The sequence below is a fragment of the Achromobacter sp. NCFB-sbj8-Ac1-l genome, assembly GCF_052695805.1.
The window spans coordinates 3,067,091-3,088,741 of sequence record NZ_CP199812.1 but is presented as its reverse complement, the minus strand read 5'-3'; the positions used below and the strand labels follow the sequence as shown (position 1 = coordinate 3,088,741).

The window sequence follows — 21,651 nt, the reverse complement described above, 5'->3', positions numbered from 1 at the left end:
CGCGCCCGCCCTCAATACCGATGCCGCATCCCCACCGCATACTGCGATTGCTGCCAGGAGGCGCTGTTCCAGGCCCCCCGCATGTGGCCATAGACAACGTACAGATTGGTCCGCTTGGAAAGATCATGCACGTAGCCCAGCGAATACACCTGCTGGGCATGCGTGGCGCCCTCATTCTTGAGCACGCCGCCAGTCGGCAGGCTGGCCTGCCAGGAAGCCATCACGGTACCCACGCCTGCCTGCCAGGCCGTACCCACCATCAGGCCATGCACGGTGCTACCCGGAAAATAGACGCGCTGACCCGGCGACGGCACGGCGGGAATGGTCGACCCGTTGCGCATCACGGACCACCCGGCATAGAACGTAAAGGCCTGCAGCGAGACACGCCCCGCCAACGTATAGGCATCAGGTTGCCGTGTGCCCCCTGCCCGCGCCATGGCGGCGAATGGCGCGGTGCCATCGGCCCAGCGCACGCCTTCGTAGGTGGCGGTCACCGCAAAGTCCGCTTGTTCGTAGATGAGCGCTGCGCTGTACAGCTTATTGGTGGCCGATGTCCGGAACCCGCCCGCGCCGTCGTAGTCCAGGCTGACGTCCACGCCCGCCCGCAGACCGGACCAGGACGGGCTCCAGTAGGCAACGGTATGGTCGGCGCGATTGGCGTTGTAGGGCAACAGCGTCGTTTGCGCGCCCGTGATCAGGTACGACGCCTGAAACGCATCGTAGTTGGCCAGCGTGGCGGACGATACCGAGGTCTGACGGCCCAGGCGAAGCTCGCCGAAGGCTCCCGACACGCCCACCCATGCCGCGCGGCCAAACAGGCGGCCGCCCTGCGCGGACCTGCCATTGTTGGCGAGGATGCCGCTTTCCAATTGGAAATTGGCGCGCAGGCCGCCGCCCAGATCCTCGCTGCCGCGCAGGCCCCAGCGCGATCCGGACTGCACGCCCGATTGCATGTTCAACGCCGTCCCGCGCTCTTGCGTGGAAAATCCCGCCAAGCTCAGGTCCATCACGCCATACAAAGTGACAGGCCCTTGCTGCGCGTCGGCGCCCCACGATGTCGTCAGGGCGCACAGGCCCAAGGCAACGCGACGTAATGCCATCACCGCCTCACAGATACTTGAGCCAGGCGATGTCGCGGCGCCGCGCCTTCAGGCGACCGAACCCGCGCACCGGCCAGTACAGCGCCAGCGCCAGCAACGCCGCGATCAACCACACGCCGGCCATGTCCGGCACGCCGAAATACTTGCCCTGATTCAGCCCCCAGAGGCTCTCCCCTGCCAGATACAAGCCTTTCAGCACATACAGGTGCAACAGGTAGAAGAACATCGGCGCGGCGCCAAACACGCACAAGACGCGTACCCACGCGGCGGACGCAGCCCGTTCGACCAGCGCCAGCAGGCACGCGCCCAGGCCAAGCGTCAGCAACAGGAACATCAATGAAGGCGGGTACTTGGTGATGTTGAGAAAGCTCATCGCGGTATGCAGTGCGTCATCCTGCGCGACCCAGGGCTGGGCCTGCCCGTAGCCATTGAAGGCCCGCAACACCAGAAAGCCCAGCACGGCGGCAAGTCCCACGCCCAACAGGCGCCGCTGCCGCTTGAGCGCCGGCACGTCCGCCTGGAACCAGGGCCCCGCCGCGAAGCCCAGGGCGATCACGCCGATCCACGGCAGCAAGGGATACGACGTGCGCAGGCGCAAGCTGTCGCCCAGCCCGATCCAGCCACGGTCATGCAGCACCGCCCACGGCACGTGCATGGCCTCGCCCACCGCAAAATGCAGCCCGTCCAGCGCGTTGTGGCCGGCGATCAGCACCACCCCGACGACGGTCAGCGCGGCGCGGGGCAGCCACAGCAACGCGGCCAACGCCAGCATCGACAGGCCGATCACCCAGATCACCTGCAGATACACCACCGAGGGAGGAAACTGAAACGTCCACGCGAAGTTCACGACGGTGATCTCAAGCGCAACCAGGAAGGCGCCCCGCTTGGCCAGGAACGCCGCTGCCGCGCCGCGGCTGCCGGCCTTGGCACCGTACAGCCAGGCCGACAACCCCGTCAGGAATACGAACACCGGCGCACACAAGTGCGCCAGCAGGCGCGAGAAAAACAGGTCTGGCGTCGTGGCGGCCACGTCCATGGGATCGCTGACCTGATGGTGCAGGAAGAAGGTTTCGCGCACGTGGTCCAGCAACATGATGACGATGACCAGGCCGCGCAAGGCGTCGATGGAACGCAAGCGCGTACTGCTGGCCGGAGAGGGAAGGTCAAACGCGGAAGACATCGATAAAGGCTGAGAAGCAGCACCGGCCCCGGGGCGATACCCAGCCGGCCGAACCTATTGTTGGAATGTAATAACATTCCTATTGTATCGTATGCGCGCCGCGGATGGCGCATCGATCATCGGCCCTTCTCCGCCGCGACCTGCCTTGACGCGGGTCGAGCCGCACCCCGCCCCTCACAGCGCGTTCAGCGATTTCTCACGCAGGTGCCTGGCCAGGAACTCCAGCAGCGACCGCACCTTGCCCGCCATCAACCGTTGGTGCGTCATCAACGCGAACACCGGCCTGGGCGGCGTTTCCGATTGCGGCAGCAATGGCACCAGCCGGCCGGCCGCGACGTGGTCGGCGATGGCCCAGGCCGGGGCGTAGACGATGCCGGCCCCGGCCGCCGCCGCGGTGACGACGCCGTCTACCGTGTTGGACCGCATGCGCGTGCGCATCCGGACGGTCACCGGCTTGCCGGCGTCCATCAGCGTCCACATTTCTTCCGTGGCCAGGTGGCTGTAGACCAGGCCGTCGTGGTGCTGCGCCAGATCCTGCAGGCTGGCGGGCGTGCCGCGACGCGCCAGGTAGTCGGGCGATGCGCTCAGGACCCAGCGGATGGATCCCAGGCGCCGGGCGACCAGGCTGGAACTGGGCTGGTCGCCCACCAGCACGGCCAGGTCAATGCCTTCTTCCAGCAGATTCACCGGCCGGTCGAGCAAATGCAGGTCCAGCGTGACGTTGGGGTGCTGCACCAGGAACCTGGCCAGCAAGGGTTGCAGATGCACGCGGCCGTACAGCGTGGGCGCCGTGACGCGCAGGCGGCCGGACGGTTCGGCCGCTTCGATCTGCATGCTGCTTTCCAGTTCGTCCATCTCGGCCAGCAATCGCTTGGCTTCGGCGTAGTAGCGCTGGCCCGCCTCGGTCAGGCGCAGGATGCGGGTCGAGCGCACCAGCAGCCGCGTGCCCAGGCGTTCTTCCAGGGCGCTGAGATGCCGGCTGACAGACGCCAGCGAAATCCCGCTGACGCGCGCGGCGCCGCTGAGACTGCCCTGGTCGACGGCCGCCACCAGCAATGCCATGCCTTCTGTTCGGTTCACCATGCCTGCACCTTCGCCGATATCTGCCGCGGTCCGCCGCCCTGTCACAGGCGCTCAGTATTTCATATCTGCAAGGCTGCTTTACAGATTTTGCTATTCCCTGCAAGGGTGGCCACTTTCATACTTGGGCCCATCTTTTCTGCCTGCGTGTGAGTGATGTCTGCCTTCCCTGCCCCCTTCCCCACCCCGTTGACGCCTGCCAAACGCCGCTACGCGATGCTGGCGGTGTCGCTGTCGATCTCGATGGCGACGCTGGATACATCCATGACGAACACGGCGCTGCCGTCGATCGCCACGCAATTGGACGTCGGCGCGGCGGACGTCATTGGCGTGGTCACGATCTACCAGTTGGTGATGGTGGCGACGATGCTGCCGCTGGCGGCGCTGGCCGGCAAGATCGGCCATCGGCGGGTGTTCCTGCCGGCGCTGTGGCTGTTCCTGCTGGCGTCGGTGTGGTGTGGCGCGGCGCCGTCGCTGTGGGCGCTGGAAGCGGCGCGGGCCTTGCAGGGCCTGGCCGCCGCGGCGCTGATGGGCTGCAACATGGCGCTGGTCAGCGCCATCTATCCCAAGGAACAGCTCGGTCGCGGCATGGGCCTGAACGCCATGATCGCGGCGGCCTCGCTGGCGGGCGGACCGGTGCTGGCGTCCGCCATGCTGACGGTGCTGAGCTGGCATTGGCTGTTCTATGTGAACGTGCCATTTTGCCTGGTGGCGCTGGCCCTGGCCGGCGGCTATCTGCCCCGGGCGCCCGGCGACGGCAAGGCGCTGGATGCGGGCGCGGCGGTGTTGTGCGCGCTGGCCTTCGGGCTGGCGGTGATGGGCCTGGAACGCGTGGCGCAGCCGGACTGGGGCACGGCCCTGATCTGGCTGCTGGGCGTCGTGTGCTGGGCGCTGCTGTTGCGCCGCGAACGCCGCAGCGCGCACGCCATCGTGCCGCTGGACCTGCTGCGCCTGCCCTCCTTCTCTCTGGCGGTGTGGGTGTGCGTGCTGGCGTTCGCCGCCCAAGGCGCGGCGATGGTGGCGCTGCCGTTCCTGCTCAGCCAGACGCTGGGACGCGATATTGCCGAGATCGGCATGCTGATCGCACCGTGGCCGGTGATGGGCGCCTGCCTGGCGCCGTTCTCGGGCAAGTGGTCGGACCGGATTTCCGCGGGTCTGCTGGGGGTGATCGGCCTGGCGCTGCTCGCCACCGGCCTGCTGGCGGCGAGCGAACTGCCGGTCGGCGCGCCGATGTGGGCGGTGATGCTGCCGATGGCGCTGTGCGGCACGGGCTTCGGCCTGTTCCTGTCGCCCAACCAGCGCGGCATCATGTTCAGCGTGCCCGCGCATCGGGCCAGCGTGGCCAGCGGCCTGTCGGGCCTGGCCCGCCTGCTGGGGCAGACGACGGGCGCGGCGTTCGTGGCGGCGTGCTTTGTGTTCGACGCCAAGGCCGGCGCCACCTGGGCCCTGTGGGCGGCGGTGGCATTTGCCTTGGCCGGATGCCTGGCCAGCGGCCTGCTCGAACGCCATGTCCGCCAGGCGCGCCACGCCTTGACGGCGTCGTAGCGGCTGCCGACGTCAGGCCGGATGGCGTGCGAGAAAGCCCTGGATGGCGTCCAGGTAGCGCTGCGGCTGGCCCTTCCAGTCTTCGACCAGCGTGGCGGACGGTGCCAGTTGCGCCAATTCCAGCGAGACGGCGCGCGGATGCAGCGCGTCGTTGCCGCCCAGGATCAACAGCGGAATCGGATTGCGCCGCACGAAGTCGCGGCTGACGCTGAAGACGAATTCGCCGCCGAACAGGTTGTGGCGCAAGCCTTCCAGCGCGCGATCGTCGACCGCGGGGTCGCGCGCCCGCAGGGCATCGGCCCATTGGTCGAAGGACTCGCCGCGCTTGCCCTGCGCCCCGGCAATGCCGATGGGCTGTTGCAGGATGGCGGACACGACCCGATCCGGCGCCAGTTCGCACAGTTTCAACGCGAACGATGAGCCGATGCACGAGCCCAGCACATGAAAGCGCTGCACGCCCAGCGCATCCAGCAGGCCCAGGTGATCCAATGCGTAGGTCGTCCAGCCGTCGCTGGCCAGCACCGGCGCGCGCGAGCGCCCGGCATTGCGCTGGTCCGGGGCGATGACCCGGTACTGGCTGGCCAGCGCCGCGACCGGGTCCGGATACTCGCGCGGCCGGCCGTCACGGGTGACGCGCCACAGTTCGCGATGCGACAGCATGCCGCCCGGGGCCAGCGCCAGCACGGCATCGCCGTGGCCCTGGATGTCGACGTGAAGTTCGGCATTGCCGATGTGCAGGATGGGCATGGCGGCTTCGCTTGGCTTATTGCAGGGCCACGCCGCTTGCGCGCAGCAGGGCCGGAAACTTGTCGGCATCGCTGGCAATGCGGTCGGCAAAGGCCTGCGGCGAGTCCGCGATGGGTTCGAAGCCGATGGCCAGCAACCGGGCGCGGAAGTCCGGCTCGGTGACCGCCTGGTGCACCGCGCGCCAGACGTCGTGGACCACCTCCGGCGAGGTGCCGGCGGGCGCCAGCAGCCCGAACCAGCCCGTGTCGCCCTCCATTTTCAGGCCGACCTGCGCCGCCGTCGGCACCTGCGGCACGGTATCGCTGCGGTTGTCCTGCAACACCGCCAACGCGCGGACCTGGCCATTGGCGATCAGGCTGGACACCGCCGGCAAGGCCACGACGGCGGCGTCGATCTCGCCGCCCAGCAGCGCCACCACGGCCGGCCCGGCGCCCTTGTACGGCACGTGCTGCACGGTGCCCGGCACCTGTTGCTGCAGCCGCGTCAGCGCCCGGTGGTTGCTGTTGCCGTAGCCCGGCGTGCCGATATTGAGGACGTGCTGGCTGGCCGCGCGGCGCAGGCCGGCCAGGTCCTGGATGGGCGACTGCGCACGCACCACGATCACCGGCGGGGTGGCCGCCACGATGCTGATCGGCGCAAAGCTCTTGACCGGGTCGTAGTTGAGAGTGCCCTGGAACAGGGTCTGGTTGGCCACCAGCATGTCGCCCGTCAACAGCAGCGTGTAGCCGTCGGGCGCTGCGCGGGCCACCTGGTCGGCGGCGATGTTGCCGCCTGCCCCCGCCCGGTTCTCGACGATGATCGGCACATTCCACAGGGCCCCAAGGCGTTCGGCCAGGCCGCGCCCCAGCACATCCATGGCGCCGCCCGGCGCCAGCGGCAGGATCAGGCGCACCGGCTTGTCGGGAAACGCCGCGCTGGCCGGCGCCATCGCGCCCAGCAGGAAAACGACAACCAGGCCTTGCACCCGGGTCCAGAAACGAGAGACCTTCACACCGCACACTCCACGAAGCCGCGGGCGCCCGGCGCCGGTATGCGCCGGCCCGACCCCACGGGAGTGTCGAGCGCCCTCTATTTATACAGAGGGCAGACTACGCGCGGCCGCCGGTGCCGCCAACGAAGGATTCCAACTATGAATATGCGGATGCCTACCCTTTTGCCACCGCCCCGCCCGCCAGATGAGTGACAATCACGCATCGCCCTGCTCTGTCCTGACGGCCCCTCCCGTGTCTGCCCCCTCGCCTGCTTCGCGTCCGCTGGACTGGTTGAATTTCTTCGTCGCCGACGTGCGCGACGGCCTGGGCCCCTACCTGGCCATCTATCTGCTGGCCGTGCACCATTGGCGGCCCGACAGCATCGGCCTGGTGATGACCTTGTCCGGCCTGGCGGCGCTGGCCGCGCAAACTCCGGCCGGCGCGCTGGTCGACCGCACGCCGAACAAGCGCGCCTTGCTGATGGCCGCCGCCATCCTGGTGACGCTGGCCTGCATGGCGGTGCTGGTCAATGCCAGCTTTGCCTGGGTCACGTTCACCCAGTCACTGGCGGGCGTGGCCTCGTCGGTGTTTGCCCCGCTGATCGCCGCCATCACACTGGGGCTCAGCGCCCGCGGCGCCTTCACCGCGCGCATCGCGCGCAACGAGTCCTATAACCACGCCGGCAACGCCGTGGCCGCGATTCTGGCGGGCGTGCTGGCGTATTTCTGGGGCCCGGTGGCCGTGTTCTACCTGATGGCCGCGATGGCCCTGGCCAGCGTCGCCGCCGCCTTGCGCATTCCCGCAGACATCGACCTGGACCGGGCGCGCGGCCTGGCGCACGATGACCCGGCGGCCGCGCCGCAACCCGTCCCGCTGCGCCAGCTGCTTGATAATCGCCCGCTGGTGCTGCTGGCCGTCAGCTGCGCGCTGTTCCACCTGGCCAATGCCGCCATGCTGCCGCTGGTCAGCCAGAAACTGGCGCTGGCCAATCCGGCGCTGGCCACGCCCCTGACGTCTGCCTGCATCGTGGCAGCGCAGTTCGTGATGATTCCCGCCGCCATGGCCGTGGGCCGTTATGCCGACCACGTGGGCCGCAAGCCGCTCTTGCTGATCGGGTTCGCGATCCTGCCGTTGCGCGGCCTGCTCTACACCTTGTCGGACGACATGGCGTGGCTGGTCGCCGTGCAGTTGCTCGATGGCATCGGCGCCGGCATCTTCGGCGCCGTGCTGCCCTTGATGGTGCTGGACCTGACGCACGGCACCGGCCGCTTCAACGCCAGCCTGGGCGCCGTGACCACCGTGTTCGGCATCGGCGCCTCGCTCAGCAACGGGCTGGCGGGCCTGATCGTGCAGCACGCGGGCTACCGCGCGGCGTTTCTGGCGTTGGCGGGTATTGCCGGCCTGGCCTGCGCCGCCTTGCTGGCGCTGCGCGAAACGCGGGTGGCCGACCCCACCCCCACGACGCCCGCCTCAGCCTGAGCCTGAGCCCCTGACCATGCCGCGTCACCTGGCCGTTCTGATCCTGCTGGCTGTGACCCAGATCACCGGCTGGGGCGTGGTGGGCGTGCTGCCCGTGATGGCCGCGGGCGCCGGGCTGCTGCAACTGTGCCGGATGCGGGACTTGCCTTGACCCGCGCATGGGGTCCCCGCGTGCCCCATCGGCCACGACGCGGGGCGGCTATGATGCTGCGCTGACGCAAGACCCGGGAGAACAGTTTTGTCAGATTGGAAGACGGTGCTGCACGACACCGATTGGGGCCGCCTGTTTCACGCCTATGGCGTGGCCGACGACACGCCCGGCCACCTGCGCAACCTGGCCAGCCCGCAAGTCGCCGAGCGCCAGGCGGCGCTGACGCATCTGTACAGCGCGATCCTGCACCAGGGCACGATCTATTCCGCCACGCCCGCCGCGGTCGGTGTCATCACGACGCTGCTGCGCGATGCCACCGCGCGCGCCGCCCTCGACGCGGACACGATGGCCGCGCTGGTCGCCTTCCTGGGCCAGGTCGCCAACAGCCTGAATGCGATCGAACCGCCGCAGGCCGACCCCTACCCCAGCGACGCGGATCTCGACACGCTGATTCTGCATCTGCGCGACGATGAAGACGGCGAAGACGAGGAAGGCTGGGGCTCGCCGCTGATCTCGACCTTGATGTGCCACGCCTTCCTGGCGTTGCATGCGATGACAGGCGATGTGCTGTCTGCGCTGGCGCCATGTCTGTCGGACGACGACAACGAGACTCGCCGTGAAGCCGTCAACGCCGCCGCGCAATGGGGCGTGATGGCCCGGGACAGCGCCGCGGCCCAAGCCGTCGCCGCGCGCCTGCAGGCACGGTTGGACGATGGCGCCGCGCGTGATGCACGGGACGACCGCGCCGGCCTGGTCCTGGCCTTGGGCCAGCTGGGTCGCGACGTATCCCGCTGGCTGGACGATGCCGACGACGCCATCCGCGCCTGCGCCGCCTTGTTCGTGCCCGATGCGCGCGGCACGGCGATCCTGGTCACGGCCCTGACCCGCCCGGACCAGGTCGACGCCTGGTTCACGCAGCGGCCGCCATACTTTCCCATGCATACCCGCTTGACCTTGCTGGGCGCGCTGATCGAACGCCAGGTGCCCCTTGCGCAACTGCTGCCCGCGGCGCTGGCCCTGATCGCCCGGACACAGGGCGGCCTGCTCGCCAACAGCGAATGGGGCCGCATCCTGACCTTGGCCTTTCCCGACCAGGCAGCCGCCTTTCGGCCGGGCCAGCGCCCGCCGTTGCCGGCGCAGTTGTCGCCCGCGCAGCATGCCGTCTTGCTGGCCCTGCATGCGAACCCGGATCTCTGGAATCCCCGCGACGGCAATGCCGGACTGGCCCGGATGACGGTGGGCCTGCCGGATACGCGCGACACGCTGGCCGCGTATCTGGCCGCCACGCCGGTGCGCTAGGGTTGGCCACCTATTTGGCCGCCACGCCGATGCGCCAGGGTTGGCCACATATCTGGCCGCCACGCCGATGCGCCAAGGTTGGTCGTCAAGGCTTGCACCCGCCGCCTTCAGGCGTATGCATGGACCGCCACGGCCCCGCCTAATCCGCCAGCAGCTTCACCGTCTGCGGGTTGTAGTTGGCGTACGCGCCGCCGCACATCGTATGCGCCTTGGCCGCCTGCGGCACGCCGGTGGTGCGCAGCGCCAGATCGCCGCCGCGCGCGCGGATTTCCCGGTAGCGCTCGGCGGCAACGGAACCGTCCGGCAGCACATACAAACGCACCTGCGGCAACGACGGCTTGCCGCCGTCCGCCTTGCTGGCCGCGCCGAACGGCGGCACCGCCACCTTCGCCTCGTGCCAGGCCGGGGCGTCCTCGCGCGTCTGCCACCGCACCGTCAGCGGCGCGTCCAGGTCCGCCACCGCGGGGCTGCTCCCGCGGGGCGGATCGCAACGCATGCCGGCCAGGCTGCGGGCCGGCCCCTGAAGATCCAGTGTCTGGCCATTGATTTCCACGCGCACCAGCGTCTGCGGCGTGTAGTTTTCCAGGCTGAAGAGCGTCAGCCCGGGGATGGCGGCCGACGTCATCGCGTCTTCGGTCGTGCCGGCAAATCGCGCCAGGCCGGGCGCCACCTCGACGTGGTCGGCATAGTGAAAATACTGGTGCATCAGCAGAGCCGCCTCGCCATAGGCGAACGCGGCAACCAGCCTGGACAGGTCCGGGTACGGCAGGCGCTGCAACGGCAGATCGACCCCGGTGGGGGTGCCGTCGAAGTTGAAGTACGCGTAGCGGGTGGCGCCGGCCTTCAGGCGATCGCCGTCGTACGGAAACGTGCCGGCGGCCACGACGTCCGGGCCGGGATAGCGCCGCAGGCTGGTAAAGCCGGTCTGGGCGCCTGAAGCCGGTTCCAGCCATTGCGAGCCGCCCGATGATGACGAGGCCTGGCGGAAATCCAGCCCCAACGGGTGGCCGGCAAGATTGACGTGCGTCTCGGCGATGGCCGGATTGCCTTGGCGGAAGCGGTCCGCCCGCCCCTGGCGGATGGAATCATCAACGGGCACGATCAACACGGCCAACAGCGTCGGCAAGAACATCAGGCCATGGACGCGTGCCGGCACATTGCCCCGATCCCGCACCAGGTACACGACCCAGGTCACGACCAGCACGATGGCCGCCGGCCCGCCGAACATCACCGCGTAGCTCAACAGGGCCACCACGCCCCAGCCCAGGTTGTCGGCGGTGACGGCCACGATGCCCAGGAAGGCCAGGAAGCCCGCCAATGCAAAGGAAACGATGATGCCGAAGAGGTAGTTTCTGGTCTTCAATCGGGAAGCCCGTCGGATGATCCAACCCCGATGATACCGATCCTGCGCGCCGAGCGATGCGCGTGCGGCAGCCGCCTACCCCAGCCGCAGCGCCAGCGCCGCCAGCGTCGCAGCCAGCACCGGCAGCGTCAGCACGATGCCCACCTTGAAGTAATACCCCCAGGAAATCGTCGTGCCCTTGCGGGCCAGCACGTGCAGCCACAGCAGCGTGGCCAGGCTGCCGATGGGCGTGATCTTCGGGCCCAGGTCGCTGCCGATGACGTTGGCGTAGACCATGGCTTCCTTGACCACGCCGCTGGCCTGGCTGGCATCGATCGACAGCGCGCCCACCAGCACCGTCGGCATATTGTTCATGACCGACGACAGGAAAGCCGATATCAAGCCGGTGCCGAACGTGGCCGCCCACAGGCCCTGCCCCGCCAGCGCGTTCAGCACGTCGGCCAGCAGTTGCGTCAGCCCGGCATTGCGCAGGCCGTACACGACCAGGTACATCCCCAGCGAAAACACCACGATCTGCCAGGGCGCCTCGCGCAGCACCTTGCGGGTGCTGATGACGTGCCCGCGGCCCGCCACCGCCAGCAAAATGGCCGCGCCCGCGGCCGCCACCGCGCTGACCGGCACGCCCAGCGGCTCCAGCCCGAAAAACCCCACCAGCAGCAGCGCCAGCACGACCCAGCCCGCGCGGAACGTGGCGGCGTCGCGAATGGCGGCGGCCGGCGCCTTGAGCGAGGCGGCGTCATACCGCGCCGGGATGTCCCGGCGGAAATACAGCCACAACACCGCCAACGTGGCCGCAACCGCCACGACGTTCACCGGCACCATCACCGCCGCATAGCGGCCAAAACCGATGCCGAAGAAATCGGCCGACACGATGTTGACCAGGTTCGACACGATCAGCGGCAGGCTGGCCGTATCGGCAATGAAGCCGGCGGCCATCACGAAGGCCAGCGTGGCCGCGGGGCTGAAACCCAGCGCCACCAGCATCGCCATGACGATGGGCGTCAGGATCAGCGCCGCGCCATCGTTGGCGAACAGCGCCGCCACCGCCGCGCCCAGCAGCACGATCAAGGCGAACAGCGCGTGTCCCCGGCCCCGGCCCCAGCGGGCCACGTGCAGCGCGGCCCATTCGAAAAAGCCCGCTTCGTCCAGCAGCAGGCTGATGAGGATGACGGCGATGAAGGTGGCCGTGGCGTTCCAGACGATCTGCCACACCACCGCGATGTCGGCCAGGTGCACGGCGCCCAAGGCCAGCGCCAGCGCCGCGCCCAGGCTGGCGCTCCAGCCGATGCCCAGCCCGCGCGGCTGCCAGATGACCAGGACCAGGGTGAACACGAAGATGGCGATGGCGGTAAGCATGAATACGTCTGTCGAAGATGAAAAAAAGGCGCGGCCGCGGCCGGCCGGCGCCCTGTGGCGGCATGCGTGCGTCAGGCGGCCGGCGGTTCGGCGCCGATCTGCTTGAGTTCGCGCTGGATCGCGGCCTTGTCGAGCGCGGCCAGCGGCAGGTTGGCGAAGATGTTGATGCGCGCCGAGATCTGGCGGAACACCTTTTCGAAGACGCGGCGCTTGTCGTCGTCGGACCCCTGCGCGGCGGCGGGGTCTTCAAAGCCCCAATGCGCCGAGATCGGCTGGCCCGGCCAGATGGGGCAGACTTCGCCCGCGGCGTTGTCGCAGACGGTGATGATGAAATCCATCTGCGGTGCGCCCGGCACCGCGAATTCGTCCCAGCTTTTGCTGCGCAGGCGTTCCGGCGGGTAGTCCAGCACCCTCACCTTTTCCAAGGCGAACGGGTTGACGGCGCCGCCGGGGTGGCTGCCGGCGCTGTAGGCCTGGAAGCGGCCCTTGCCCAGGGTATTGAGCAGCGCTTCGGCCATGATGCTGCGGGCGGAATTGCCCGTGCACAGAAAGAGTACGTGGTAGACCTTGTCAGCCATGATGAGATAGAAGGATCAGAGGGGATCGGCGCGCCCCGCGTCGGCGGGGGCTGGGGTACCCGCCACCTGCGGCAGCACCGCGCAAGGCGCGCCGCCGCAGCAGTTGTCGGTGAGATAAGCCAGCAGGTCGGCCATCGATTCGAAGCGGGCTTCGTAGATGACGAACCGCCCTTCCTGGCGGGATTGCAACAGGCCGGCGTGCACCAGTTCCTTCAGGTGGAACGACAGCGACGACGGCGCAATGCCCGCTTTCTCGGCCAACTGGCCAGCAGGCAAACCCGCCGACCCGGCTTGCACCAGCAGGCGGAACACGGTCAGGCGCGATTCGTGGGCGATCGCGGCCAGGGCTTTCACGGCATCTTTCATTTCCATAATTCGACTTTAGTCGAAACATCGAAAAGTGTAAAGTTTTAATTGTTCAACAATAGTTGTAGTATTGCTGCATGGACAAAAACACCGCTGTCACCGTCTTCGAATCGCTCGCCTCGGGCGTGCGGCTGGACATCTTCCGCCTGCTGGTGCGCGCCGCCCCCGCCGGCTGCGTGGCCGGCCAGATCGCCGCCGAACTCCAACTGCCGCCCACCAATCTGTCGTTTCACCTGAAAGCGCTGACCCAGGCCGGCCTGCTGACCGTCGAACAGGAAGGCCGCTACATGCGCTACCGCGCCAACACCGACCTGATGTTCGGGCTGGTCAAGTACCTGACGGCCGAATGCTGCAGCGGCGTGGCGTGCGCCCCGCTGCCGGCCGACCCGGACCTGCCGGCATGACCGCCCACCCCGCCCGCCGCGCCGACGTCGTCATCATCGGCGCCGGCCAAAGCGCGCTGGCCACGGCCTACTTCGCCAGACGGCACGCGCTTGATGTCGCCCTGCTGGACGCCCGCCCGCAACCAGGCGGCGCCTGGCGCGAGGCCTGGGATTCGCTGCGGCTGTTTTCTCCGGCGCAGTGGAGCTCGCTGCCGGGCTGGCCCATGCCTGCGACACCCGGCTATCCGTCGCGCGATCACGTCGTGGACTACCTGACCCGCTACGAAGCCCGCTACGGTTTCGCCGTGCACCGGCCGGTGCAGGTGCAGGCCGTGCGGCGGCAAGACGGCGGCTTCCTCATCCAGACAGACCAGGGCCCGTGGCACAGCCGCGCGGTGATCAGCGCCACCGGCACCTGGAGCAAACCCTTCGTGCCCGCCATCGACGGCGCGTCCACCTTTCGCGGCACGCAGACCCATTCGGCCCATTACCGTTCGCCGGCCCCTTACGCGGGCCAGCGCGTGCTGGTCGTGGGCGGCGGCAATTCCGGTGCGCAGATCCTGGCCGAGCTTTCGCAGACGGCCCACGTCACCTGGGTCACGCAGGCGCCGCCACAATTCCTGCCGGATGAGGTGGACGGCCGCGTGCTGTTCGAACGCGCCACGCTGCGCTGGCAGGCCATGCAGCAAGGCCGGCCGGCCGACGACCTGCCCGGCGGTTTCGGCGACATCGTCATGGTGCCGCCGGTGCGCGAGGCGCGCGACCGGGGCGTGCTGCAGGCCGTGCGGCCCTTCGTGCGCTTCACGCCCGACGGCGTGGTCTGGCCCGACGGCCGCGAATCCCCCGTCGATGCCGTCATCTGGTGCACGGGCTTCCAGCCCGCGCTGGACCCGCTTGCGCCCCTGGGCGTGCTGGACGCCGACGGCAAGATCGCCGTGGCCGGCACGCGGGCCTGCGCCGTGCCGGGCCTGTGGCTGGTGGGCTACGGCGAATGGACCGGCTTCGCGTCGGCCACGCTGATCGGCATCATGCGCTCGGCCAAATCCACGGCGGCCGAGGTGGCCGCCTTCCTCGAAGACGCCCCAGGCTGACCGTCATGTCCCGCCTCACGACCTCCCGTCCGAACACAGGCCCGGATGCCGGCACCGCCTGCGCGTCGGTGCCGCACGCCGCCCCGCCCACGCCGCCCGACAAGGCCCGCGGCCTGATCACGGCGCTGGGCATCGGCCAGATCTGTTCGTGGGGGTCGCTGTACTACAGCTTTCCCCTGATCGCCGAAGCCATGGGCGCCGAACTGGGCTGGAGCAAACCGGATCTGTACGGCGCCGCCACGCTGGGCCTGGTCCTGGCTGCGCTGGCCGCGTTTCCGGTCGGCGTGGCCGTCGACCGCGGCCACGGCCGCTGGGTGATGGGGCTGTCGTCGCTGCTGGCCGGAGCGCTGCTCTTGCTGTGGTCGCAGGTGACGTCGCTGGCCGCGTTCTACGCGCTGGTGGCAGGCATCGGCGCATTGCAGGCGGCCACGCTGTACGAGCCGGCCTTTGCCGTCGTCGTCCGCCGTGTCGGCCCGGCCCATTCCCGCGCCGGCATCACGTCGCTGACGCTATGGGGCGGCTTTGCCAGCACGGTGTTCATTCCGCTGGTGCAGTGGCTGCTGACGCATTGGGGGTGGCGCGAGGCCCTGATGGTGCTGGCCGCCGTGAACGCGCTGGTGTGCGCCGGCGCCTACCTGCTGTTCATCGACTCGGCGCGCGACCTGCCGCCCGCCCCAGGCGCCACTGCCCAGACGCAGCGCGACCACAACCGCCAGGCCGTCCGGCAGGCGCTGCGCCGCCCCGTGTTCTGGGCCCTGCTGGTGTCGCTGACCGCCTACGCGGCGGCTTTCTCCGCCTTCACCTTCCATATGTATCCGCTGCTGCGCGAACGCGGGCTGGACACGGCATCGGTCGTGCAGGCCATTGCCCTGATCGGGCCGGCCCAGGTCGCCGGCCGCATCGTGGTCAGCCTGTTCGCCGCCCAGGCGTCGATGCGCGCCGTCGGTGCGGCCGTCGTCACGGTATTTCCGCTGGCGTTTGGCGCGCTGGCATTTCTGGGCGCCGATTTCCCCACCGTGGCCGCGATCTGCGTCGTCTACGGCGGCGCCAACGGCATTTTCACCATCGTGCGCGGCATGGTGGTGCCCGAGATGCTCAGCCGCCATGCCTATGGCGCGATCAACGGCCTGTTGACGGTGCCCATGACCCTGGCGCGCGCCGCGGCGCCGGTCGGGGCCGCGCTGCTGTGGTCCGTCGGCGCGTCCTACGGCACCGTGTTGATCGCCATCGTGGTCGTGGCCCTGCTGCTGGCGGCCAGCTTCTGGCTCGCCGCCTGGTTCAGCCGCCCCGCCGCGATACCCTCCTTCCCCTCCCCCCAGAGCAAGCCCCAGTGACACACGCCTCTTCTCTCACCGACCTCACCCTGCCCAACCTGGACGACACCCTGCTGGATCCGCCCCGCCACGCCCACCTGGCGCTGCACGGCGGCGCCACGCATCCGCCGCGCATCCTGCTGCTGTACGGCTCGCTGCGCGAGCGTTCGTACAGCCGGCTGCTCACGGAAGAAGCCGCTCGCATCCTGACCCGGCTGGGCGCCGACACCCGCATCTTCGACCCCCACGGCCTGCCGCTGCCGGACGGCGCGCCCGCCGACCATCCCAAGGTGGCCGAGCTGCGCGCGCTGTCGCTGTGGTCCGAAGGCCAGGTCTGGTGCAGTCCCGAGCGGCACGGCACGATCACGGGCGTTTTCAAGAGCCAGATCGACTGGCTGCCGCTGGAAACCGGCAGCGTCCGCCCCACCCAGGGCCGTACCCTGGCGGTGATGCAGGTGTCGGGCGGCTCGCAGTCGTTCAACGCCGTCAATGCGCTGCGGGTGCTGGGCCGCTGGATGCGGATGGTGACCATCCCCAACCAGTCGTCGGTGGCCAAGGCCTTCCAGGAATTCGACGACGCCGGCCGGATGAAGCCGTCGTCCTATTACGACCGGGTCGTCGACGTGATGGAAGAGCTGATGAAATTCACGCTGCTGGTGCGCGACCGCAGCGACTACCTGACCGACCGCTACAGCGAACGCAAGGGTGTCGCGCAGGAAGTCGCGCGGCTGGCGCGCGAGGCGATGGCGCCCTGAGCGCCATCAGTCGATGGCGGCGCCCGCGGTCTTCACGACCTTGCCCAGGCGCGTGTATTCCTCGGCGCCGAACTCCGCCAACGACTGGCGCGAGGTCGGCGACGGGATGGCGCCGCGCGATTCCAGCGCCTTTTTCACCTCGGGCTGCTGCAACGCCCGGTTGACGGCGGCGTTCAGCTTGTCGAGCACGGCGGCCGGCGTGCCCTTGGGCGCGTACAGGCCGTCCCAGGCGAAAAACTCGTAGCCCTTCACCCCGGCCTCGCTCAGGGTGGGAATGTCGGGGTTGGAGGCCACGCGCTCGGGCGTCGTCACGGCCAGGGCGCGCAGCTTGCCCGCCGCGATCTGGCCCGATACGTTGGGCATGACGTCGATCAAAAACGAAATGCGCCCGCCCAGCAGGTCCGTCATGGCGGCGCCGCCACCCTTGTACGGAATGTGCATGACCTTGATTCCGGCCATCTGGTTCAACAGTTCACAGGCCAGATGGGACGAGGTGCCGTTGCCGGCCGAGCCACAGGTCAGCTCGCCGGGGTGCGCCTTGGCGTAATCCACCAGCTGCGCGAGCGTCTTGAAGCGTTCGTCCGTGCCGTTGACGACCAGCGCCGCCGCGATCACCGTGAAGCGTGAAATCGGTTCGAAGTCGTTCGGCTTGTAGCCGGGTGATTTGTACAGCCAGTGGTTGGTCGCCTGGGTGCCGTTGGTGCCGTAAGACAGCGTGTAGCCGTCCGGCGCGGCGCGCGCGGCGATGGACGTGCCGATGTTGCCGCCCGCGCCGGGACGGTTTTCCACGATGATGGATTGGCCCAGTTCACGCGACAGCGGCTCGGCCACCAGGCGTGCCAGCGTGTCGCCGCCACCGCCGGCCGCGAAGGGCACGACCAGGGTGATGGCGTGGGTGGGCCAGGCCGCCTGCTCGGCCAGCGCGGGGGATGCCGCCAGCCACGCGCTCGCGGCGGCCGCCAGGCATATCAAGCTCTTGGGGGTATTCATGGTTTGTCTCCTTGGGATGCTGTTGCGCGTGCCCGCGGCGTTTTGGATGTATCGGGCACGAGGTCGTGATGCGGGATTCGGTTCGGCGGGTCTCCTGGTTGGCGCTTATTCAGGCGGCAGATGCCGCCGGCTGCGCTTGTCGGCCAGGCGCCAGCCGTCGGGCGTGGCCACCAGCACATCGCGGCATTCGCGGATGGCCGCCAGGCGTGGCGCTCCGCCCTGCGCTTGCGGCATGCTGTCGTAGGCGATCAGGAAATAGCCCACGGTGGCGCCGCCCTCGCCCTGCGCCAGCAGGCGCAGGTTGGTGATGACGTGGCAGGTGCTGCGGTCCGGCGCCCGGGCATTGAGCGCATCCAGCACTTCCTGGGGCCCGCATAGCCGCTGGCCTTGCCGCAGCCACACCCCGTCAGCGGCCATCAAGGCGGCGGCGGCGTCATGGCGGCGGGTGTCCAGCGCGTGAAAAAACGTGAGCACGACGGCTTCGCAGGCGGCCTTGACCGCGTGCGCTTGCTGGGAGGTGTGATCCATCATTCTCGTCATCCGATCTGGGCGCTGGCCAACGGCACGTCTGGCCGCTGTACCAACGCCGGGTCCAGGACTGCGCCCTGCGCGATCCATTTGCGCAGCTGGCGCAATTCCCGCGGGGCATCCACCGCCACGCCGGCCACGGCGCGGCCGCCGGCATCCAGCGATACCGACAGCAGCATCCGGCGATCGGCTTGCGGACGCAGCACTTCGCATTGCGCCAGCGCCGGAAACCCCACGATCTGCACCATGGCGCCGTACTGCTCCGACCAGACCGCGCCGGTCGGCGCATACGGGGCGGACTCGCCCAGCGCCGCCAAGGCTGCCGCCATGCCCTGGTCCTGGGCGTTCTGCCACGATTCCAGGCGCATGGCGTCACCCGTGGCGGGATGCGTCGACACGGCGACGTCGCCGGCCGCATAGACGTCCGGCGCCGACGTACGGCAATGCGCATCGACCCGCACGCCGCGGTCGCAGGCAATGCCGGCTTCGCGCGCCAGCGCATCGTTGGCGGCCAGCCCGACCCCCAGCACCACGGCATCAGCCGTCAGCCGGGTGCCGTTGGCCAGCTCGGCGACCGGCCGGCCGTCAGGCAACGCATGGATGGCCAACAGGCTGGCGCCCAGCCGCAGGTCGACGCCATGCGCCCCATGCAAGGCGGCCAGGTGGGCGGACACGCCGGGCTGCACGCTGCGGGCGCACAGGCGCAGCGCCTGTTCCAGCACGGTGACCCTGCTGCCGGCCTGGCGCGCCGTGGCGGCCACTTCCAGCCCGATCCATCCGCCGCCCACGATGACGACATGCCGGTCCGGTCCCAGCCGCGCCCGCAGCCGCAACGCATCGTCGCGGGTGCGCAGCACGTGCACGCCCGGGCTGTCCACGCCGGGCAGCGGCGGCACCACGGGTCGGCCGCCCATGCACAGGATCAGCTTGGCATAGCTGATCGACGCGCCGTCTGACGTCTCCACCTGCCTGTCCGCCAGCCGCAGCCGCGTGGCGGCAATACCGGGGTGGAACGCGATGTCCAGTTCCGCCAGGCGCTGCGCCGAAAACAGTTCGGTGCTCTCGGCGGGCGCCTGTCCGCCCAGCACGGCCTTGCTGAGCGGCGGCCGCTCGTAGGGGGCATGCGGCTCGTCGCCCAGCAGCACCACCCGGCCGCCAAAGCCGCGGCCGCGCAGCGTGGTCGCGGCCCAGCCGCCCGCCTGGCCGGCGCCGACGATGACGATGGCGTCCGCGCTCACGTTGCTTGCGCCTTCAGGTAGACCGTATCGGCCTCGATGCGCACCTCGTACCGGCGCAGGTCGGTCGTGACCGGCGGGCACTGCGGCTTGCCCGAGCGGACGTCGAACACCCCCTGGTGCAACGGGCATTCGATCCTGCCGTCTTCCAGGTAGCCGTCCGCCAGGCTGGCATTGCCGTGCGGACAGCGGTCCTGGGTGGCGCAGATTTCACCTTGCAGGTCGTACAGGCAGACCGCCTCGCCCTCGTGCACGACGCGCAGGGTGCCCGTGTCCGGCGAGATCTCCGCCAGCCGGGCGACAGGTTTCCAGATATCCATGGTCACAGCCCCATTGCCTTGCGGTAGTAGTCGTAGAACGACCGGATCAGCACCTCGGTCACCATGTAGTCGGCCGGCTCGGTATCGCGGCCGCCCATCTCGACCATGCCGCGCGCCTCGGGGTAGCCCGTCACCCCGATCTGCACCTGGTTCAGCATCTCGCTGTCGTCCATCGACACGAAACCGGCCGGCCCCAGCAGGTTGGCATGCTTGAGCCGCAAGCGGGTCATTTCCTCGTCGTCGTCCTCGTAGCCGTAATAGGTGAACACCAGTTCGTGCTCGGTGGGGCTGCGGGGAATGACGTGACGGGTTTTCAGCGAGTTCGCCTGGATGCCGAACTGGGCCGCCGGGAACACCCAGGCGCCGCCCACCCGGCCGCGGTTGAACTCGGCGCGCGGCGTCACGGTTTCCAGGTCCAGCAGCTCCAGGTCGTCGCGAAAGCGGCTCATCTCGGTGGTGGCTTCGGTCTTTTTCTTGCCCTCGTTGTGCGACACCATGACGCTGTGCGCCCCGCCGCCGGTGGGAATGCATTCCGACCTGGAATCGGCGCGCCACAGGCCGAACGTGATGTAGAAGGTGTGCAGCAAGGTCGCGTGATACGGGTCCTTCAGGTTCTCCAGGTACATCTTCCAGTTGCTGGGGATCAGCTGGCGGCTGTAGCCCAGCAGCTTGAGCGGCTTGCCCGGCAGCATGTGGTCGATCTCGGCCAGCACTTCCGGGCCGCAATAGTCTTCGAAGCTGGGGGCATCCTCGGAAAACGTGGCCCAGATCGAGCCGCCGCGGTTCACGCTGCGCAGCTTGCGGATGCCGTTCTGCTTGGGGTCGAAGTCCTTGGGCATGCCGCCCTTGCCCATGGCGCCGCGGCGAAACGGCACCCCTTGCAGGTTGCCATTCAGGTCGTAGTTCCACTGGTGGTAAGGGCAGGTGAAGTCGCTCACCTTGCCGGTGTTGTGCCAGCAGATCTGGGCGCCCCGGTGCGCGCAGCGGTTTTCCAGCACGCCGACCTCGCCCGTTTCGGTGCGCACCATGATCACCGGACGGTTGCCGATCCAGTTGCGCTTGTAGCAGCCGACCTCGGGCACTTCGCATTCCAGGCCGACGTAGTTCCAGGTCTGGCCGGCGAAGAACACGTCCATTTCCTTCTGGAAGATGGCCGGATCGGTATAGACCCAGTTGGGAATGCGGGTGTAGCCCTCTTTGGGCCAGCGACGTTCAAGATGGATGGGGGCCGCGGCAGGCGTGTCCAGCACGGCGGAGTCGGAACAGGTCATGGCAGGTTTTCCTTGCGGCGGGTTCAGATGGGAACGATGAGCGAGGTGCGCACGCGGTAGTTGTCGTACACGCAATCGCGCCGGCTGATCGTGATGCCACCCGGCGTGACGCGCAGCACGTCCAGGTAGCGGCCGACCATGTTCAGGGTCGGCTCGCGATCGGACAGCGACTCCATCACGGCGAAATTGGCTTGCGATACGACGTGGTCGCCCTGGATTTCCATGACGCGCACGCCGCTGATGAAATGGCGCAGCGAGCGCGGCTCGAACATGGTGGTTTCGCGCAGCGCCGTCACGCGGTCGCGCACCATGTTGCGATTCATGCAGTAGATCAGGCCCAGCGGCAGGCCGGCGTCGTGGTTTTCGCGGGACAGCACGCGGTAATGGCAGTCTTCGGTGAAGAAGTCCGGCCATTGTTCCAGCCGGTCTTCGTCCAGGCAGAACGCGTAGTCATCGTAGAAATCCCGCAGGCGCGCGCGCAACGACGGCGCATCGGACAAGGGTTCGGTCAAGGTCATGGTGGATCCGGATGTCGGGGGGGCGAAACAAG

The 21,651-nt window shown here is 68.8% G+C and carries 23 protein-coding genes; 8 read left to right on the top strand and 15 right to left on the bottom strand.

What is annotated here, in order from left to right; genetic code table 11:
• Positions 1-11: 11 nt before the first annotated feature.
• From ACUDP5_RS14130 to ACUDP5_RS14120, 3 genes are all read right to left on the bottom strand, one after another.
• A complete protein-coding gene (locus tag ACUDP5_RS14130) occupies positions 12-1,100 on the bottom strand; it encodes a porin (RefSeq protein ID WP_445659047.1) in 1,089 nt (362 codons plus the stop codon).
• A gap of 7 nt (positions 1,101-1,107) precedes the next feature.
• Positions 1,108-2,280 carry a DUF1624 domain-containing protein gene (locus ACUDP5_RS14125; protein WP_445659046.1) on the bottom strand — a complete coding sequence of 391 codons (1,173 nt, stop codon included), beginning with the start codon at positions 2,278-2,280 and terminating at the stop codon, positions 1,108-1,110.
• Between the two features lie 174 nt (positions 2,281-2,454).
• Positions 2,455-3,363, bottom strand: a complete 909-nt coding sequence (locus ACUDP5_RS14120; RefSeq protein ID WP_445659045.1) for a LysR family transcriptional regulator — start codon at positions 3,361-3,363, stop codon at positions 2,455-2,457.
• 153 nt (positions 3,364-3,516) lie between these two features.
• Here ACUDP5_RS14120 and ACUDP5_RS14115 point away from each other — a divergent pair, with 153 nt between their 5' ends.
• The gene (locus ACUDP5_RS14115; protein WP_445659044.1) at positions 3,517-4,905 is read left to right on the top strand and encodes an MFS transporter; all 1,389 of its coding nucleotides are present in this window, start codon (positions 3,517-3,519) and stop codon (positions 4,903-4,905) included.
• 12 nt (positions 4,906-4,917) lie between these two features.
• Here the strand turns inward: ACUDP5_RS14115 and ACUDP5_RS14110 are convergent, their stop codons facing one another.
• Together ACUDP5_RS14110 and ACUDP5_RS14105 are read right to left on the bottom strand one after the other, a co-directional pair.
• Positions 4,918-5,652, bottom strand: coding sequence for an alpha/beta fold hydrolase (locus ACUDP5_RS14110; protein WP_445659043.1), 735 nt, complete (start codon positions 5,650-5,652; stop codon positions 4,918-4,920).
• A gap of 16 nt (positions 5,653-5,668) precedes the next feature.
• Entirely contained in the window at positions 5,669-6,643 is a 975-nt protein-coding gene (locus tag ACUDP5_RS14105) for a tripartite tricarboxylate transporter substrate binding protein (RefSeq protein ID WP_263914564.1), read from the bottom strand.
• Between the two features lie 232 nt (positions 6,644-6,875).
• Here ACUDP5_RS14105 and ACUDP5_RS14100 point away from each other — a divergent pair, with 232 nt between their 5' ends.
• From ACUDP5_RS14100 to ACUDP5_RS14090, 3 genes are all read left to right on the top strand, one after another.
• Positions 6,876-8,102, top strand: coding sequence for an MFS transporter (locus tag ACUDP5_RS14100; protein ID WP_445659042.1), 1,227 nt, complete (start codon positions 6,876-6,878; stop codon positions 8,100-8,102).
• A 16-nt stretch (positions 8,103-8,118) separates the two neighbouring features.
• Entirely contained in the window at positions 8,119-8,253 is a 135-nt protein-coding gene (locus tag ACUDP5_RS14095; RefSeq protein ID WP_445659041.1) for a hypothetical protein, read from the top strand.
• 87 nt (positions 8,254-8,340) lie between these two features.
• The gene (locus ACUDP5_RS14090; RefSeq protein WP_445659040.1) at positions 8,341-9,552 is read left to right on the top strand and encodes a hypothetical protein; all 1,212 of its coding nucleotides are present in this window, start codon (positions 8,341-8,343) and stop codon (positions 9,550-9,552) included.
• 139 nt (positions 9,553-9,691) lie between these two features.
• On the opposite strand, the gene ACUDP5_RS14085 is transcribed toward ACUDP5_RS14090, so the two are convergent.
• From ACUDP5_RS14085 to ACUDP5_RS14070, 4 genes are all read right to left on the bottom strand, one after another.
• Positions 9,692-10,915 carry a hypothetical protein gene (locus ACUDP5_RS14085; RefSeq protein WP_445659039.1) on the bottom strand — a complete coding sequence of 408 codons (1,224 nt, stop codon included), beginning with the start codon at positions 10,913-10,915 and terminating at the stop codon, positions 9,692-9,694.
• Positions 10,916-10,990: 75 nt separating this feature from the next.
• Positions 10,991-12,271 carry an arsenic transporter gene (locus ACUDP5_RS14080; RefSeq protein ID WP_263914557.1) on the bottom strand — a complete coding sequence of 427 codons (1,281 nt, stop codon included), beginning with the start codon at positions 12,269-12,271 and terminating at the stop codon, positions 10,991-10,993.
• Positions 12,272-12,342: 71 nt separating this feature from the next.
• Positions 12,343-12,849 (bottom strand): arsenate reductase ArsC, encoded by a 507-nt coding sequence (locus ACUDP5_RS14075; protein WP_263914556.1) that lies wholly within the window; start codon positions 12,847-12,849, stop codon positions 12,343-12,345.
• Positions 12,850-12,864: 15 nt separating this feature from the next.
• Positions 12,865-13,221 carry an ArsR/SmtB family transcription factor gene (locus ACUDP5_RS14070; RefSeq protein WP_445659038.1) on the bottom strand — a complete coding sequence of 119 codons (357 nt, stop codon included), beginning with the start codon at positions 13,219-13,221 and terminating at the stop codon, positions 12,865-12,867.
• A gap of 71 nt (positions 13,222-13,292) precedes the next feature.
• Here ACUDP5_RS14070 and ACUDP5_RS14065 point away from each other — a divergent pair, with 71 nt between their 5' ends.
• Genes ACUDP5_RS14065 through arsH form a run of 4 tightly spaced genes read left to right on the top strand, consistent with a single transcriptional unit; the run spans position 13,293 to position 16,757 of the window.
• The gene (locus ACUDP5_RS14065) at positions 13,293-13,619 is read left to right on the top strand and encodes an ArsR/SmtB family transcription factor (RefSeq protein WP_445659037.1); all 327 of its coding nucleotides are present in this window, start codon (positions 13,293-13,295) and stop codon (positions 13,617-13,619) included.
• Positions 13,616-14,689 carry an ArsO family NAD(P)H-dependent flavin-containing monooxygenase gene (locus tag ACUDP5_RS14060; RefSeq protein ID WP_445659036.1) on the top strand — a complete coding sequence of 358 codons (1,074 nt, stop codon included), beginning with the start codon at positions 13,616-13,618 and terminating at the stop codon, positions 14,687-14,689. The genes ACUDP5_RS14065 and ACUDP5_RS14060 overlap by 4 nt, the downstream gene beginning before the upstream one ends.
• A gap of 5 nt (positions 14,690-14,694) precedes the next feature.
• On the top strand, positions 14,695-16,023 hold the full coding sequence (locus ACUDP5_RS14055) for an MFS transporter (RefSeq protein ID WP_445659035.1): 1,329 nt from the start codon (positions 14,695-14,697) through the stop codon (positions 16,021-16,023).
• Positions 16,020-16,757: an arsenical resistance protein ArsH gene (gene arsH / locus ACUDP5_RS14050; RefSeq protein ID WP_445659034.1), complete on the top strand. Its 738-nt coding sequence runs from the start codon at positions 16,020-16,022 to the stop codon at positions 16,755-16,757. The genes ACUDP5_RS14055 and arsH overlap by 4 nt, the downstream gene beginning before the upstream one ends.
• 6 nt (positions 16,758-16,763) lie before the next feature.
• Here arsH and ACUDP5_RS14045 read toward each other — a convergent pair whose 3' ends face one another.
• From ACUDP5_RS14045 to ACUDP5_RS14020, 6 genes are all read right to left on the bottom strand, one after another.
• Positions 16,764-17,747: a Bug family tripartite tricarboxylate transporter substrate binding protein gene (locus ACUDP5_RS14045; protein ID WP_445659033.1), complete on the bottom strand. Its 984-nt coding sequence runs from the start codon at positions 17,745-17,747 to the stop codon at positions 16,764-16,766.
• A gap of 105 nt (positions 17,748-17,852) precedes the next feature.
• Complete coding sequence (locus tag ACUDP5_RS14040; RefSeq protein ID WP_445659032.1) at positions 17,853-18,278, bottom strand: nuclear transport factor 2 family protein; 426 nt, start codon at positions 18,276-18,278, stop codon at positions 17,853-17,855.
• Positions 18,279-18,283: 5 nt separating this feature from the next.
• Entirely contained in the window at positions 18,284-19,513 is a 1,230-nt protein-coding gene (locus tag ACUDP5_RS14035; protein WP_445659031.1) for an NAD(P)/FAD-dependent oxidoreductase, read from the bottom strand.
• The gene (locus ACUDP5_RS14030; protein WP_445659030.1) at positions 19,510-19,830 is read right to left on the bottom strand and encodes a non-heme iron oxygenase ferredoxin subunit; all 321 of its coding nucleotides are present in this window, start codon (positions 19,828-19,830) and stop codon (positions 19,510-19,512) included. The genes ACUDP5_RS14035 and ACUDP5_RS14030 overlap by 4 nt, the downstream gene beginning before the upstream one ends.
• A gap of 2 nt (positions 19,831-19,832) precedes the next feature.
• Positions 19,833-21,101, bottom strand: coding sequence for an aromatic ring-hydroxylating dioxygenase subunit alpha (locus ACUDP5_RS14025; RefSeq protein WP_445659029.1), 1,269 nt, complete (start codon positions 21,099-21,101; stop codon positions 19,833-19,835).
• 23 nt (positions 21,102-21,124) lie between these two features.
• The gene (locus ACUDP5_RS14020; protein ID WP_263914542.1) at positions 21,125-21,619 is read right to left on the bottom strand and encodes an aromatic-ring-hydroxylating dioxygenase subunit beta; all 495 of its coding nucleotides are present in this window, start codon (positions 21,617-21,619) and stop codon (positions 21,125-21,127) included.
• Between the last annotated feature and the right edge of the window lie 32 nt (positions 21,620-21,651).

Bases quoted from the DNA above. Each gene is read 5' to 3' on its own strand.
- ACUDP5_RS14130 (WP_445659047.1), bottom strand. From the start codon at position 1,100: ATGGCATTACGTCGCGTTGCCTTGGGCCTGTGCGCCCTGACGACATCG.
- ACUDP5_RS14125 (WP_445659046.1), bottom strand. From the start codon at position 2,280: ATGTCTTCCGCGTTTGACCTTCCCTCTCCGGCCAGCAGTACGCGCTTG.
- ACUDP5_RS14120 (WP_445659045.1), bottom strand. From the start codon at position 3,363: ATGGTGAACCGAACAGAAGGCATGGCATTGCTGGTGGCGGCCGTCGAC.
- ACUDP5_RS14115 (WP_445659044.1), top strand. From the start codon at position 3,517: ATGTCTGCCTTCCCTGCCCCCTTCCCCACCCCGTTGACGCCTGCCAAA.
- ACUDP5_RS14110 (WP_445659043.1), bottom strand. From the start codon at position 5,652: ATGCCCATCCTGCACATCGGCAATGCCGAACTTCACGTCGACATCCAG.
- ACUDP5_RS14095 (WP_445659041.1), top strand. From the start codon at position 8,119: ATGCCGCGTCACCTGGCCGTTCTGATCCTGCTGGCTGTGACCCAGATC.
- ACUDP5_RS14080 (WP_263914557.1), bottom strand. From the start codon at position 12,271: ATGCTTACCGCCATCGCCATCTTCGTGTTCACCCTGGTCCTGGTCATC.
- ACUDP5_RS14075 (WP_263914556.1), bottom strand. From the start codon at position 12,849: ATGGCTGACAAGGTCTACCACGTACTCTTTCTGTGCACGGGCAATTCC.
- ACUDP5_RS14070 (WP_445659038.1), bottom strand. From the start codon at position 13,221: ATGGAAATGAAAGATGCCGTGAAAGCCCTGGCCGCGATCGCCCACGAA.
- ACUDP5_RS14065 (WP_445659037.1), top strand. From the start codon at position 13,293: ATGGACAAAAACACCGCTGTCACCGTCTTCGAATCGCTCGCCTCGGGC.
- ACUDP5_RS14060 (WP_445659036.1), top strand. From the start codon at position 13,616: ATGACCGCCCACCCCGCCCGCCGCGCCGACGTCGTCATCATCGGCGCC.
- ACUDP5_RS14055 (WP_445659035.1), top strand. From the start codon at position 14,695: ATGTCCCGCCTCACGACCTCCCGTCCGAACACAGGCCCGGATGCCGGC.
- ACUDP5_RS14045 (WP_445659033.1), bottom strand. From the start codon at position 17,747: ATGAATACCCCCAAGAGCTTGATATGCCTGGCGGCCGCCGCGAGCGCG.
- ACUDP5_RS14040 (WP_445659032.1), bottom strand. From the start codon at position 18,278: ATGATGGATCACACCTCCCAGCAAGCGCACGCGGTCAAGGCCGCCTGC.
- ACUDP5_RS14030 (WP_445659030.1), bottom strand. From the start codon at position 19,830: ATGGATATCTGGAAACCTGTCGCCCGGCTGGCGGAGATCTCGCCGGAC.
- ACUDP5_RS14025 (WP_445659029.1), bottom strand. From the start codon at position 21,101: ATGACCTGTTCCGACTCCGCCGTGCTGGACACGCCTGCCGCGGCCCCC.
- ACUDP5_RS14020 (WP_263914542.1), bottom strand. From the start codon at position 21,619: ATGACCTTGACCGAACCCTTGTCCGATGCGCCGTCGTTGCGCGCGCGC.